The 12,264-nt window shown below is 37.7% G+C and carries 11 protein-coding genes and 1 tRNA gene; 5 read left to right on the top strand and 7 right to left on the bottom strand.

Features of this window, described 5'->3' with window-relative positions; translation table 11 throughout:
- Window positions 1-53: 53 nt before the first annotated feature.
- The 3 genes from LY11_RS16840 to LY11_RS16830 form a co-directional block, all read right to left on the bottom strand.
- Entirely contained in the window at window positions 54-1,310 is a 1,257-nt protein-coding gene (locus LY11_RS16840) for an IS256 family transposase (RefSeq protein ID WP_111634815.1), read from the bottom strand.
- Between the two features lie 91 nt (window positions 1,311-1,401).
- Complete coding sequence (locus LY11_RS16835) at window positions 1,402-2,112, bottom strand: DUF4198 domain-containing protein (protein WP_111634814.1); 711 nt, start codon at window positions 2,110-2,112, stop codon at window positions 1,402-1,404.
- Between the two features lie 200 nt (window positions 2,113-2,312).
- Window positions 2,313-3,602 carry a PepSY-associated TM helix domain-containing protein gene (locus LY11_RS16830; RefSeq protein WP_111634813.1) on the bottom strand — a complete coding sequence of 430 codons (1,290 nt, stop codon included), beginning with the start codon at window positions 3,600-3,602 and terminating at the stop codon, window positions 2,313-2,315.
- A 167-nt stretch (window positions 3,603-3,769) separates the two neighbouring features.
- On the opposite strand from LY11_RS16830, the gene LY11_RS16825 reads away from it, so the two are divergent.
- Window positions 3,770-4,492, top strand: a complete 723-nt coding sequence (locus tag LY11_RS16825; RefSeq protein WP_111634812.1) for a helix-turn-helix transcriptional regulator — start codon at window positions 3,770-3,772, stop codon at window positions 4,490-4,492.
- A gap of 61 nt (window positions 4,493-4,553) precedes the next feature.
- Here LY11_RS16825 and LY11_RS16820 read toward each other — a convergent pair whose 3' ends face one another.
- Entirely contained in the window at window positions 4,554-5,735 is a 1,182-nt protein-coding gene (locus LY11_RS16820) for an AIR synthase related protein (protein WP_111634811.1), read from the bottom strand.
- 103 nt (window positions 5,736-5,838) lie between these two features.
- Window positions 5,839-8,022, bottom strand: a complete 2,184-nt coding sequence (locus tag LY11_RS16815) for a glutamine synthetase III family protein (protein WP_111634810.1) — start codon at window positions 8,020-8,022, stop codon at window positions 5,839-5,841.
- Between the two features lie 328 nt (window positions 8,023-8,350).
- Here LY11_RS16815 and gloA2 point away from each other — a divergent pair, with 328 nt between their 5' ends.
- The 4 genes from gloA2 to fbp are packed head-to-tail and all read left to right on the top strand — an operon-like array spanning window position 8,351 to window position 11,018.
- A complete protein-coding gene (gene gloA2 / locus LY11_RS16810; RefSeq protein WP_111634809.1) occupies window positions 8,351-8,734 on the top strand; it encodes an SMU1112c/YaeR family gloxylase I-like metalloprotein in 384 nt (127 codons plus the stop codon).
- Window positions 8,735-9,439, top strand: a complete 705-nt coding sequence (locus LY11_RS16805) for a tRNA1(Val) (adenine(37)-N6)-methyltransferase (protein ID WP_111634808.1) — start codon at window positions 8,735-8,737, stop codon at window positions 9,437-9,439.
- A gap of 32 nt (window positions 9,440-9,471) precedes the next feature.
- The gene (locus tag LY11_RS16800; protein WP_111634807.1) at window positions 9,472-9,963 is read left to right on the top strand and encodes a metallophosphoesterase family protein; all 492 of its coding nucleotides are present in this window, start codon (window positions 9,472-9,474) and stop codon (window positions 9,961-9,963) included.
- Window positions 9,964-9,986: 23 nt separating this feature from the next.
- On the top strand, window positions 9,987-11,018 hold the full coding sequence (gene fbp, locus LY11_RS16795) for a class 1 fructose-bisphosphatase (RefSeq protein ID WP_111634806.1): 1,032 nt from the start codon (window positions 9,987-9,989) through the stop codon (window positions 11,016-11,018).
- Between the two features lie 52 nt (window positions 11,019-11,070).
- Here fbp and rnhA read toward each other — a convergent pair whose 3' ends face one another.
- Window positions 11,071-11,544 (bottom strand): ribonuclease HI, encoded by a 474-nt coding sequence (gene rnhA, locus LY11_RS16790; protein ID WP_111634805.1) that lies wholly within the window; start codon window positions 11,542-11,544, stop codon window positions 11,071-11,073.
- Window positions 11,545-11,798: 254 nt separating this feature from the next.
- Window positions 11,799-11,874, bottom strand: a tRNA-His gene (locus tag LY11_RS16785).
- Window positions 11,875-12,264 lie beyond the last annotated feature (390 nt).

The following is a 12,264-nucleotide window of genomic DNA, read 5'->3' as shown; positions in this document are numbered from 1 at the left end:
GGGAGTGTAAAGTGAACTGTGTCAACATCACTTCTTCTTAGGTGGAGGCTCCTTCAGCCTCCACCTAAGAAGAAGTCGCCGAAGGCTTTCAATCTATCACCAAATTTAATATGTAGTTGTGACATTGTCAAGCCCCAGTTCCACATAGGCATAGTCCACTTTTTAGAGAAGTCTCTGTAGGCTAGGTATACGAGCTTTAGCAGTGACTGATCTGAAGTGAAGGCACCCTTTGTTTTAGTTATTTTGCGGATTTGGCGATGCATTCCTTCAATTGCATTAGTGGTATAAATGACCTTTCTGATTTCTGCAGAATATTCAAAATATGTAGAAAGATTCGTCCAATTATCTAACCAGCTCTTTACTGATAGCGGATATTTTTTACCCCATTTATCTTCAAATTCCAGTAACTTTTCATACCCCTGTTCTTGATTGATAGCCTTATAAACAGGCTTAAGATCAGCAACGACAGCCTTTTTATCCTTCTCTGGCACATAACGCAGGCTTGTCCGGATCTGGTGGACAATGCATAACTGTACCTGCGTCTTGGGAAATACTGCCGCTATCGCTTCAGGAAAGCCTTTTAGCCCATCTATGCATGCAACAAGGATATCATCTACACCGCGCTGCTTTAAATCAGTAAGTACAGAGAGCCAGAATTTAGCACCCTCATTTTCTGAAAGATACACGCCAATTAAGTCCTTTTTTCCTGCGCGGTTAACGCCCAGAATATTATAAACTGCACGAGATTCAACACCTCCGCTTTCGCGCACTTTATAATGCATACAATCCAGAAATACAAAAGGATAGACCGCTTCTAACGGACGGTTCCGCCATTCATTCATCGCTGGAATAATCCGGTCTGTGATGTTGGATATTTCTGTTGCAGAAATATCCATTGCATACATTTCCTTTACATAATCAGAAATATTGCGAGTACTCATTCCACGTGCGTACATCGCTATTACATTGTCTTCCAGTTCCTCGGTAATGATCAATTGCCGTTTAGGAACGATCTTAGGCTCAAAAGTCCCATTGCGATCACGAGTACTTTCCAGCTCGAAATGCCCGGACTGAAGACTGCGTACAGTCTTCTTTGTCTTCCCATTTTTGCGGTTGCTTTCTCCGGAAGATCTACTTTCTTCCAGGTGGTTATCAAGCTCGCCCTCCAGCATTGATTCTAGCAGATGTTTCAACATTGGGGCGAATACACCATCGGTGCCACCCATCTTTTTGCCTTGATAAAGGCCCTCCATAGCTTCTTCTTTGAAGCGTTCAAAATCAAATGGTTTTTTACTTTTTCCTGTGTCCATAAGTTGGTGCTAAATTACTTATTCTTACTCTTTGTTGTCAAGAGTTGACACAGTTCACTTTACAGTCTCCTTTTTGATAAGATGTCTTTCTTTATTTTACTTCGAAGCTATAAGTAGCACCTTGCCAGATGGCTTCATAGGCTTTGCCCTGATGTTCACCTTTTACTTTTTGAAATTCAGCAACTTCAATCACATATCTTCCAGGCCAGATTGGTGTAAACTGCACATTACCATTTTCATCTGTTTTGGTTTCTTTAGCCCAGCCTGATGGAGAGAATATGGTAACTGTTTTAGCTTTTGCAACTTCTTTTTTTAAAAAGGCAGTTAGTTTAATATTTTGATTCACTTTTACTGGTGCATTGTTGTCAAGCTTTAAATTCAATACATTCGTATTTGCCGCAACTGCATGGGTTTTTCCGACAGTAACATTACTGCTTGCCAAAAAGTGGTATTTAGTAGTACCGCCAAGTTCTTTCGCTTCATGGCTGACTTCTAAGTTGTATGAGCCATTTTTATCAGGTGTAAAGCTACTTGTAAATGAATTGCTATCAGCAGTTAACTTAAGCTGAGTTCTTTGCTGATCAGGGCCTACAAGCCATAAGGTAAAATCTTTGACATCAGAGTACCATTTGGAAACATTTTCTCTTTCGTTAGACACATATTCGCCGTAATAGACTTTTACGGTTTGCTGCTGACCGATTTTTCCGGTAGTTCCGGTTTCTATCCAAAGTGCGTGCGCAGAAATTTTGCTTGTAATTAAACAAAATAGAATGCTCAGGGTTAAAAATGCTAGTTTTTTCATTAGTATTTAATTGTTTTTTATTGGTTATGAAGCTATCATGATTTTATTTTTATTTCGTTGCGTGATTTGAAAAATCATAATGGTTTCATTAGTTTTAATTGTTTTTTATTGGTTATGAAGCTATCATGATTTTATTTTGATTTCGTTGCATGATTTGAAAAGTCATGATGGTTTTATTAGTTTATAATTGTTAAGAGGGATTATATAGTTTCCTGTAATTCAGGTTTTGATAGGGGAAGAGGTTTAACCTCTTTTGCAATAGTAGATTGTGCAGGTTTAGTATTCTTAGTCCCTTTTTTCTTGAATTTACGGCCATACCAGATCAGAAAACCTGTGATTGGCAAAGAAGCACCAATAAGGGAAGCAAGGAAAGCCAGAACTTTACCGGGAAAACCGAGAATACTCCCAACATGAATGTCATAGTTCATTTTACGGATCTTACCGCCCACTCCGGCATCAGCATAAGAGGAGGAATAAATATCATCAGATTTGAGCTCTTTTAAAGTATGCTGGTCAAAGGTGTAGCCTACATTGTTGTAAAACTGACCCGCACTAGGATATACAGTAATGTTTATTGCAGATTTTGCCTCAGAAGCGTCAGGGAAACTATAATAGAACCCAATCGATTTCGGATGTTTAGCGGCAACTTTATGCCATGCTGCATCCATTGCCTTTTCCGGGGTATAGAATTTATTTGCTTGCAGGGAATCAGATTCCAGGCGTTTGAATTCGGCTAATTTTTCCCCTCCTGTAGTAGCCCAGTATAAACTTTCGCTATACCACTGGATACCATATACCATTCCTGTAAGGGCTATGGCAAGCAGAAAAAGCAGAGAATAAAATCCCAGTACATTATGTAGATCAAGATTCAGTCTTTTAAATGAGGCTCCCCATTTAATTTTGAAACTTTTATCACGTGTAGATTTGTTCCATTTTTTAGGATACCACCAGATCATTCCGGTAATGAGCAGCACCACAAATACCATGGTACCATAGTTTACAATCGGTCTTCCGATTTTATAAGGCATCCATAAAAAACGGTGTCCGTTGAGTATAAACCTGAAAAAGTCAGTTTCTCCTTTTTTACGTTCTACGGCGTTGATTACTTTCCCTGTGTACGGATTGATCTTTAAAGTTACCCCGCCGCTTCTGCGTTCTTTTGATTTTGGATCTTTTAATGCTAGTGTAATTACACGCCCTTGTTGATAGGTGGCATAAGAAGCTGTCAGATTAGGATATAAGCTTTTAGCAACGGTAGTTAACTGAGCAGGAGTCAATACCGCTTTGTCCTGTTTCTCTACTTTGGTTTCTGGCTCCAGTAAAGCGGTGATCTCTTCGTTGAATACCCAGATACAGGCCGTAATACAGACGATTAAAACGATAACTCCGGAAGCAAGGCCGAGCCAAAGATGCAGCCATTTATTAATCCTTGTAAAGAGGGAATCTGTTTTCTTCTTTTTTTGCGGGTTTTGCTTATTTCCGTTGCTCATTATTTGCTGTATTTCTTGAAGGGTATAAAAAAAGCAAAAGGTTGTCTGGTGAAAATTTGCATGTGTTGTTTCTTTTGCGTTTATTTAGACTTGTTATTGACTACGAGCAAAAGTAGTGTATTTGAACTACTAATTTTGCAGAAAAGTGTACGGAATCAGCAGGCGTAATGGTAGAAGTTTATATTAAGCAGGGAAAAGAGATACATATTGAATCAATAAGTATCCATAAACAGGAATATGCTGTAGTGCATAAGGCAGGCATAAAATCAATAGATTCGGGAACTTTATTGTTTCTTCCGGATGCTACTTTTGATAATAACTTCGCTGCTACTTTACCCGTTCAGCTCTCCGGGCATCAATTGTATAAAATTGGCTATGCTGTTCAGAAGATTTTAACTGAGCTTACCGGACGCAGTTCTGGTAAGTACACTAATTTTTACACCAAAATCAAAATCTGTGAGCTTATCGTTATAGTCATTGAAGCGCAGGAAAGTGCTGCAGAACATATCAATATGTGGAGTAAAAAGGATATTGCCAGTTTTGAAATGGTTGCCAGGGTAATCAGCCAGAATCTTTCAAAGAATATTTCTATTGCAGGATTAGCAGAAAGGGCAGGAATGAACCGTACTAAGCTTCAGGCTGGTTTTAAGGAGATTATGGGACAGACGATTAATAGTTATGCTTCTGAACTTAAAATGCAAAAGGCGAAAGCGTTATTACTGAATAAACCTGGTTATAGTCTCAAACAGATTGCAGCAGTAGTAGGATATAGTTGTGGTAATCATTTTTCTGCAGCGTTTAAGAAAAAATTTAGTTTCTCTCCATCCTCGTTAAAGAATACAGGGAATCTGCTGTGCTCCATTTTATTTTGGGACTTCATAATGATTTAATAAAAAGCAAAAAAAAAGGGCTTGTTTTAAACAAGCCCTTTTCATCTATATCTTATAAAGGTTATTCGTAATTGAATTGCCCTTTTTCACTGGTAATGGTTACTTGTTTATGTGTAGATTCTTCTACACGGCCGATGATTTGTGCGTCGATGTTAAAGCTTTTAGAAATTGCTATAATGTCATAAGCGATTTCCTGTGGTACATATATTTCCATACGGTGACCCATATTAAATACTTTGTACATTTCTTTCCAGGCTGTTCCTGATTGTTCCTGAATTAATTCAAAAAGTGGCGGAACAGGGAATAGGTTATCTTTAATTACGTGGATATTATCATTGATAAAGTGAAGTACTTTAGTTTGCGCACCACCGCTGCAATGTACTAAGCCGTGAATCTGACTTCTGTGTTTCTCTAATACCTTTTTGATAATCGGTGCATAGGTACGGGTAGGAGAGAGTACCAGTTTTCCAATAGTGAGCGCTGTGTTTTCATCGATACGGATTTTATCTGTCAGCTTTTTACCGCCTGAAAAAACCAGGTCGTAAGGTACTGCCGGATCAAAGCTTTCAGGATAACTGTCTGCTACTGATTTATCAAAGACATCATGACGTGCAGAGGTTAGACCATTAGAGCCCATACCACCATTATATTCTGTTTCATAGGTTGCCTGACCTGAAGAGGATAAGCCAACGATAACGTCTCCTTTTTGAATGTTGTGATTACTGATCACTTCGTCGCGCTTAATGCGGCAGGTGACAGTTGAATCTACAATAATAGTACGTACCAGATCACCTACATCAGCAGTTTCACCGCCTGTAGAATAAATAGAAATACCCATTTCTCTGAGTTCGGCAAGAATTTCTTCTGTTCCATTGATAATTGCAGCAATAACTTCTCCTGTAATCAGGTTTTTATTTCTGCCGATTGTTGATGATAGTAAAATATGATCTGTAGCACCTACACAGATTAAATCATCAAGGTTCATAATGATCGCATCTTGTGCAATGCCTTTCCACACAGAAATATCACCGGTTTCTTTCCAGTATACGTAAGCTAAAGAGGATTTAGTACCTGCACCATCAGCGTGCATAATATTACAGAAAGTATCGTCATTACCCAATATATCAGGGATGATTTTACAAAATGCTTGTGGGAAAATACCCTTGTCTATGTTTTTGATGGCTTGATGCACATCTTCTTTCGAAGCCGAAACGCCACGCTGGTTGTACCTGTTATCACTCATATTGCTGCAAAGATAGAGAAACGTCCGAATGTAGACGATTCAAACAAAAAAAAATAACCTCTGCATTTTATTGCAGAGGTTATATCAGTAAATTAATGGAATTCTATTTTAAAAATAACAACTCTCTGAATTTTGGTAATGGCCAAACGCTGTCATCTACAATTTGCTCTAATTTGTCAACGTTGTAACGGATGGTATCAAAATGAGATTTAACTTTCTCATCGTAAGCGATAGCTTTTTCTCTTGAATCTTCAATGGTATTGGCAACTTTACGTGCTTCTAACATTTCATCAATTGTAGTTTTTACGATTGATAAGTGATCAGATAATTTGTTGATGATCGCTAATGGTGCAACTAATGCTTCTTTTGATAAGCCTAATTCTTTAATGCTTTTTGCATTCTCCAACAAGGTATTCTGATAAGCGATACAAGCAGGAATAATCATGGTATTCGCAACTTCACCCATTACTCTGGCTTCAATCTGTAATTTTTTGTAATAACTTTCTAAAAGAATGTCATGACGTGCATGCAGCTCACGTTTAGTGAAGATGTTTGCTCTTTCAAATAATTCAGTTGATTTCTCAGAAATATAAGCGTCTAAGGCTAATGGAGTAGTTTTGATGTTCGCAAGACCACGTTTAGCTGCTTCATCTTCCCAATCCTGGCTGTAACCATTTCCTTCGAAACGAATATCTTTTGATTCTTTAATGTATTTTTTGATGATTGTTAAAAGAGCGATGTCTTTTTTCTCACCTTTTTTGATCAGTTTATCTACTTCAACTTTAAATTTAACCAGCTGATCTGCCATGATAGAGTTCAGAACTGTCATCGGTGCTGATGAGTTTGCAGAAGATCCTACGGCACGTAATTCAAATTTATTACCTGTAAAGGCAAATGGTGAAGTACGGTTACGGTCGGTATTGTCTAATAAGATTTGCGGGATTTTAGGGATACCTAACCACAATGCGTTATCTTCTTTAATTTTTTTGCTGATACGTGAGTGTTCGATTTCATCTAATACTTCGTTCAATTGCTGACCTAAGAAGATAGAAATGATTGCCGGTGGTGCTTCGTTAGCGCCTAAACGGTGGTCATTACTTACTGAAGCAATACTTGCTCTTAATAAATCTGCGTGTTCGTGTACGGCTTTGATTGTATTCACAAAGAAAGCAAGGAACATCAGGTTGTTTTTAGGCGTTTTACCTGGAGCTAACAGGTTTTTACCTGTATTGGTGATTAATGACCAGTTGTTATGTTTACCTGAACCGTTGATACCTGCATATGGCTTCTCATGTAATAACACTTTGAAGTTATGACGGCGTGCAACTTTTTCCATCAGATCCATCAATAATTGATTGTGATCGATAGCCAGGTTGATTTCTTCATATAATGGTGCACATTCAAATTGCAATGGTGCAACCTCATTGTGACGTGTTTTTAAAGGAATACCTAATTTAAAGGCTTCATTTTCAAAATCTACCATGAATGTGAATACACGCTCAGGGATTGATCCGAAATAATGATCATCTAATTGTTGTCCTTTAGCGGACATATGACCAAATAAAGTACGGCCTGTTAAAGCTAAATCCGGACGTGCGTTAAATAAAGCAAGGTCAACCAGGAAGTATTCCTGCTCAATACCTAAAGAAGCTGTGACTTTATCAATTCCTTTATCGAAATATTGACAAACGTCAACTGCTGCTTTGTCTAATGCGTTTAATGCTTTTAATAAAGGAGCTTTATAATCTAATGCTTCACCTGTATAAGCTACGAATACAGTTGGAATACATAAGGTCTTTCCTGCTTTACTTTCCATAATGAAAGCTGGAGAAGAAGGGTCCCATGCAGTATAACCTCTGGCTTCAAAAGTATTTCTGATACCACCATTCGGAAAACTTGAGGCATCTGGTTCTTGTTGTACTAAGGCACTGCCTGCAAATTTTTCTACCGGACCATCAATCGTAGGTTCGAAAAAAGAGTCATGTTTTTCAGCTGTTGAGCCAGTTAATGGTTGAAACCAGTGTGTGTAGTGTGTAACTCCTTTAGACATCGCCCAATGTTTCATCGCTGTAGCGATTTGATTGGCATCATCCTGATTAATTAATTCACCCTGATCGATTGCTGAGATTAGTTTTTCATAGACTTCTTTAGATAAGAAGTCTTTCATTTTCTTTTTATCGAACACGTTTGAGCCAAAAAACTCAGAAATTTTGGCTGATGGAGCCTTAACTTCTGGTGAAACTCTGGTTTGTGCCTCTTTTAATGCGTTTGTCCTTAAGCTTTTCATTAGTTTCTTTAAAATTTGATCAAAAATATAATTTTTATAATTAATTATTGAATAATTCTGACTAAAAAATCAATTATCAATATGTTAATTAATGCTATTTTAGGTTTTTTATTCCTTTTGGTTATGGTTTTGTTCCTTTAATCCTGCTTTTTAGGCTTTAATGCTGGTTTAAAGAAGGATTGCTTTTTTTATTAAATTGATGTTATTTTTTGGAATTTAGTCATTTCTATCCTTATTATTTGAAGATAATCTTGTTTTTATGTTAAATTTCTGCTCAAAGGCTTAGAATATTTACATTTGATCAGGATTTAAAACACGAAACGACATTATGTTCAAAAGAATTCATCACGTTGCTATTATTTGCACCGATTATATGGTTAGCAAAAATTTCTATGTTAATATATTAGGCTTAACGGTTGTTCAGGAAGTATACAGAGCTGAACGGAAATCTTATAAATTGGATTTGTCAGTAAACGGACTATATCAGATAGAATTATTTTCTTTTGAAAATCCTCCTGAAAGACCATCCAGACCAGAAGCAGCAGGATTGAGACATTTAGCTTTTGAAGTTGATGATGTAACTGCTGTAGCTTTTGCACTAAATGCTAAAGGAGTCGTGACAGAAGAACTGAGGATAGATGAGTATACGGGTAAGAAGTTTACTTTCTTTACTGATCCTGACGGATTGCCGCTTGAAATTTATCAAAGCTAAATGGGGAGTGTTTTCAGATTTAAACAGTTTGAAGTTGATCAGACTGGTTGTGCGATGAAAATAAATACAGATGGTGTTCTTTTAGGAGCTGTAGCGGAACATCCGGCTCCTGTAAATATTTTAGATATAGGTACTGGAACTGGAGTAATTGCACTGATGATGGCACAGCGTTTTCCTTCTTCTTTGGTTAATGCGGTAGAAATTGACGAGTCTGCTGCTCTGGCAGCAGCAAAAAACTGTCTGAATTCTCCGTTTACGGACAGAACCAGCGTGGTTCATTCTTCTTTCGAAGATTTTACAACAGCTTTAAAGTATTCGCTGATTGTTTCCAATCCCCCTTATTTTGTGAATGATTTAAAGAATCCTGAAAAGAGGAAGGAGATTGCCAGGCATGCGGATGAAGACTTTTTTGACTTGTTGTTGAAAAAGGCCGCGGGTATTTTAACTGAGGATGGTTTGCTTTGGTTAATTCTTCCGGTAAAGCAGGCGGAGTCTGTAGTTGTAAATGCAGTACTTCAAAAGCTTTTTCCTGCCAGGATTATTCATGTATATTCGGATCAGACTAAAGCTTCTTTCAGGCAGATTATTTGCTTGGGTTTTGCTGACGGGCCGCTTTTGGAAGAGCACATGTATATATATGAAGAGCAAAATTTATACACGGATCAGTATAAATGTTTGCTCAGGGATTTTTTACTGGCCTTTTAAACAGTTTTTAATAAATTTTAATGGCATTCTAAATGAAAAAGATTGGATTGATTTCAGATACGCATGGTTACCTGGATGATGCGGTTTATAAGCACTTTGAAGATTGTGATGAGATCTGGCATGCGGGAGATTTTGGGCCTGATGTTGCGGAAAAGTTAAAAGCGTTCAAGCCATTAAAAGGAGTGTACGGAAATATTGACGATAAAGAGATCAGAGCGGAGTTTCCAGAGCATCTGCGTTTTAACTGTGAAAATGTCGATGTCTGGATAACGCATATCGGCGGATACCCTGGGAAATATGCCCCAAATGTAAAGAGTGAAATATACACTAACCCCCCGAAGCTTTTTATCACTGGGCACTCTCATATTTTAAAAGTAATGTTTGATCCTAAAATTGGTTGCTTGCATATAAACCCGGGTGCAGCAGGTAAATCCGGCTGGCATAAAGTTAAAACTTTAATTCGTTTTTGTATTTCGGAAGAAAAAATCCATACCTTAGAGGCCATAGAAATAGGTAATAGGTAACGTATAAAGTACACTAAGTATATATGTCGGGTATAAAAACATTAGGACAATTCATTATTGAGAAACAGGCTGATTTCTCTTACGCAAAAGGAGAGCTTTCCAGATTATTGAGAGATATTGGGATCGCCGCAAAAATTGTTAACCGGGAGGTAAATAAAGCAGGATTAGTAGATATTCTCGGGGATGCAGGAACAGTAAATATCCAGGGGGAGGGGCAGAAAAAGTTAGATGTTTTCGCAAATACCCAGTTCATTTCTGCACTGACCAGCGGGGGAGAGTGCTGTATTGTTGCAACTGAAGAGGAAGATGATTTTGTACCAATCGATTCTCCGGTCTCTAAAAATGCAAAATACATTGTATGTATTGATCCTTTGGATGGTTCGTCAAATATTGATGTTAATGTAGCTGTTGGAACTATCTTTTCTATTTACCGCAGAAAATCTGTGGAAGGGATGGCTACTTTGGCTGATGTGCTTCAAAAGGGTACAGAGCAGGTGGCAGCGGGTTATGTGATTTATGGGTCTTCAACGATGCTGGTTTATACGACTGGTAAAGGGGTGAATGGTTTTACGCTTGATCCTTCGATTGGTGAGTTCTGTTTGTCTCATCCTAATATGAAAGTGCCTAAGGATGGTAGTATTTATTCAATCAATGAAGGAAATTATGTGCATTTCCCTATGGGTGTAAAGCAATACCTTAAATATGCGCAGGTTCATGACGAAGCGACTAACAGACCTTATACTTCAAGGTATATTGGTTCTATGGTTGCTGATATTCATCGTAATTTAATTAAAGGCGGTATATATATATATCCGACTACGGCAAGTTCTCCGAATGGAAAACTGAGGTTGTTGTATGAGTGTAATCCGATGGCATTTATTGTGGAGCAGGCGGGTGGTACGGCTTCCGATGGTTTCAGAAGGATTTTAGAGATCGAGCCGGTGGAATTACACCAGAGATCTTCTATTTTTATCGGTTCGGAAAAAATGGTAAAAATGGCTGAGGAAATGATGGCTACTTACGCGGAAACCGAATCGAAGGTTAAAACTGCTTAGTTTTCTTATAGTATATGGAGCGGGATAGATTTAATCTGTCCCGCTTTTTTGTTTACAATAAGGTTGCTTTATTTCTTTCTGCTTCGAATTCTGTATCGATTTGCTGTGCTGCTCTGTCTTTGGAAGCTGCAACGGCTAATACGTCACATCTTTCGTTTTCAGGATGATCGTTGTGTCCTTTGATCCAGATGAATTTAATGTCATGTAATTTATGGACTGCGAGGTAACGAATCCAGAGATCTTTATTCTTTTTATCCTTGAATCCTTTTTTAACCCAGCCAAATACCCATTTCTTTTCTACGGAATCTACAACGTATTTAGAGTCTGAATAAATGGTGACCTTTGCGCCTGGTTGTTTGATGGCATTAAGTCCTTCGATAACGGCAAGTAGTTCCATCCTGTTATTGGTCGTCATACGAAAGCCTCCGCTTAATTCTTTGTAATGACTACCTGAACGTAATATTACGCCGTATCCTCCTGGCCCTGGATTTCCGCTTGCTGCACCGTCCGTGTAAATTTCAATCATTATGCTTTTGTAATTACTATAAACAGGGTTATAGTGTTTAATTCGTGTAGGGGACTAAATTACAAAAGAAAATGTAAATGGGGGCAAGAGCCTTCATTTAAGAAGGTTTCATGGAGAAAATAATAGTGATGGCATTTTATTAATTGCCTGTTTTGGCATTGATCCCCTGTTTCTTTAGGAACTGCTGACGGGGTTAAAAATTCCGGCAAAAAAAAAGCAGTCCCGAAAGACTGCTTTTATACTGATTTTATAATGGGTGGAATATGGGGCTCGAACCCACGACCCTCGGTACCACAAACCGATGCTCTAACCAACTGAGCTAAAACCACCGTGTTTTTCAGTTTGACAAAAGTACGAATTATAATAACGTTAGCAAATTATTCTGAACTAAAATCTGAATTATTTTTTAAACTATTCATAGACAGTAATTTAAATTTTAATAAGTTTTTAAAATATATGTTGGATCTGAGGCTGTGAGGGTAGATAAATGACTTCTTTGAGATTTTTTTGATGTCTGGTATCGTGTTTTTTAGATCAGATCGCTCAAATCCGGAGGTTTTAAGTCTTACCTTCAGAAAAAATAAATGGGTTTATCATAGTGTAAAAGGTACAATTAACATCATTGTATCATAAATACTTAAAAAGTGTTAAAATTTTCTTTTTGTTAGAAAAGAATATTACATTTGAGCTTACCCTTTCGAGGGTATGTTTTTCATAGGT

This window comes from Pedobacter cryoconitis (genome assembly GCF_003259615.1).
Classification (GTDB): Bacteria; Bacteroidota; Bacteroidia; order Sphingobacteriales; family Sphingobacteriaceae; genus Pedobacter; species Pedobacter cryoconitis.
Note: the sequence above shows the minus strand (reverse complement) of the source record. Positions and strands in the feature narration are given on the sequence as shown.

Coding starts and splice junctions, on each gene's coding strand:
- LY11_RS16840 (WP_111634815.1), bottom strand. CDS start 1,310: ATGGACACAGGAAAAAGTAAAAAACCATTTGATTTTGAACGCTTCAAA.
- LY11_RS16835 (WP_111634814.1), bottom strand. CDS start 2,112: ATGAAAAAACTAGCATTTTTAACCCTGAGCATTCTATTTTGTTTAATT.
- LY11_RS16830 (WP_111634813.1), bottom strand. CDS start 3,602: ATGAGCAACGGAAATAAGCAAAACCCGCAAAAAAAGAAGAAAACAGAT.
- LY11_RS16825 (WP_111634812.1), top strand. CDS start 3,770: ATGGTAGAAGTTTATATTAAGCAGGGAAAAGAGATACATATTGAATCA.
- LY11_RS16820 (WP_111634811.1), bottom strand. CDS start 5,735: ATGAGTGATAACAGGTACAACCAGCGTGGCGTTTCGGCTTCGAAAGAA.
- LY11_RS16815 (WP_111634810.1), bottom strand. CDS start 8,022: ATGAAAAGCTTAAGGACAAACGCATTAAAAGAGGCACAAACCAGAGTT.
- gloA2 (WP_111634809.1), top strand. CDS start 8,351: ATGTTCAAAAGAATTCATCACGTTGCTATTATTTGCACCGATTATATG.
- LY11_RS16805 (WP_111634808.1), top strand. CDS start 8,735: ATGGGGAGTGTTTTCAGATTTAAACAGTTTGAAGTTGATCAGACTGGT.
- LY11_RS16800 (WP_111634807.1), top strand. CDS start 9,472: ATGAAAAAGATTGGATTGATTTCAGATACGCATGGTTACCTGGATGAT.
- fbp (WP_111634806.1), top strand. CDS start 9,987: ATGTCGGGTATAAAAACATTAGGACAATTCATTATTGAGAAACAGGCT.
- rnhA (WP_111634805.1), bottom strand. CDS start 11,544: ATGATTGAAATTTACACGGACGGTGCAGCAAGCGGAAATCCAGGGCCA.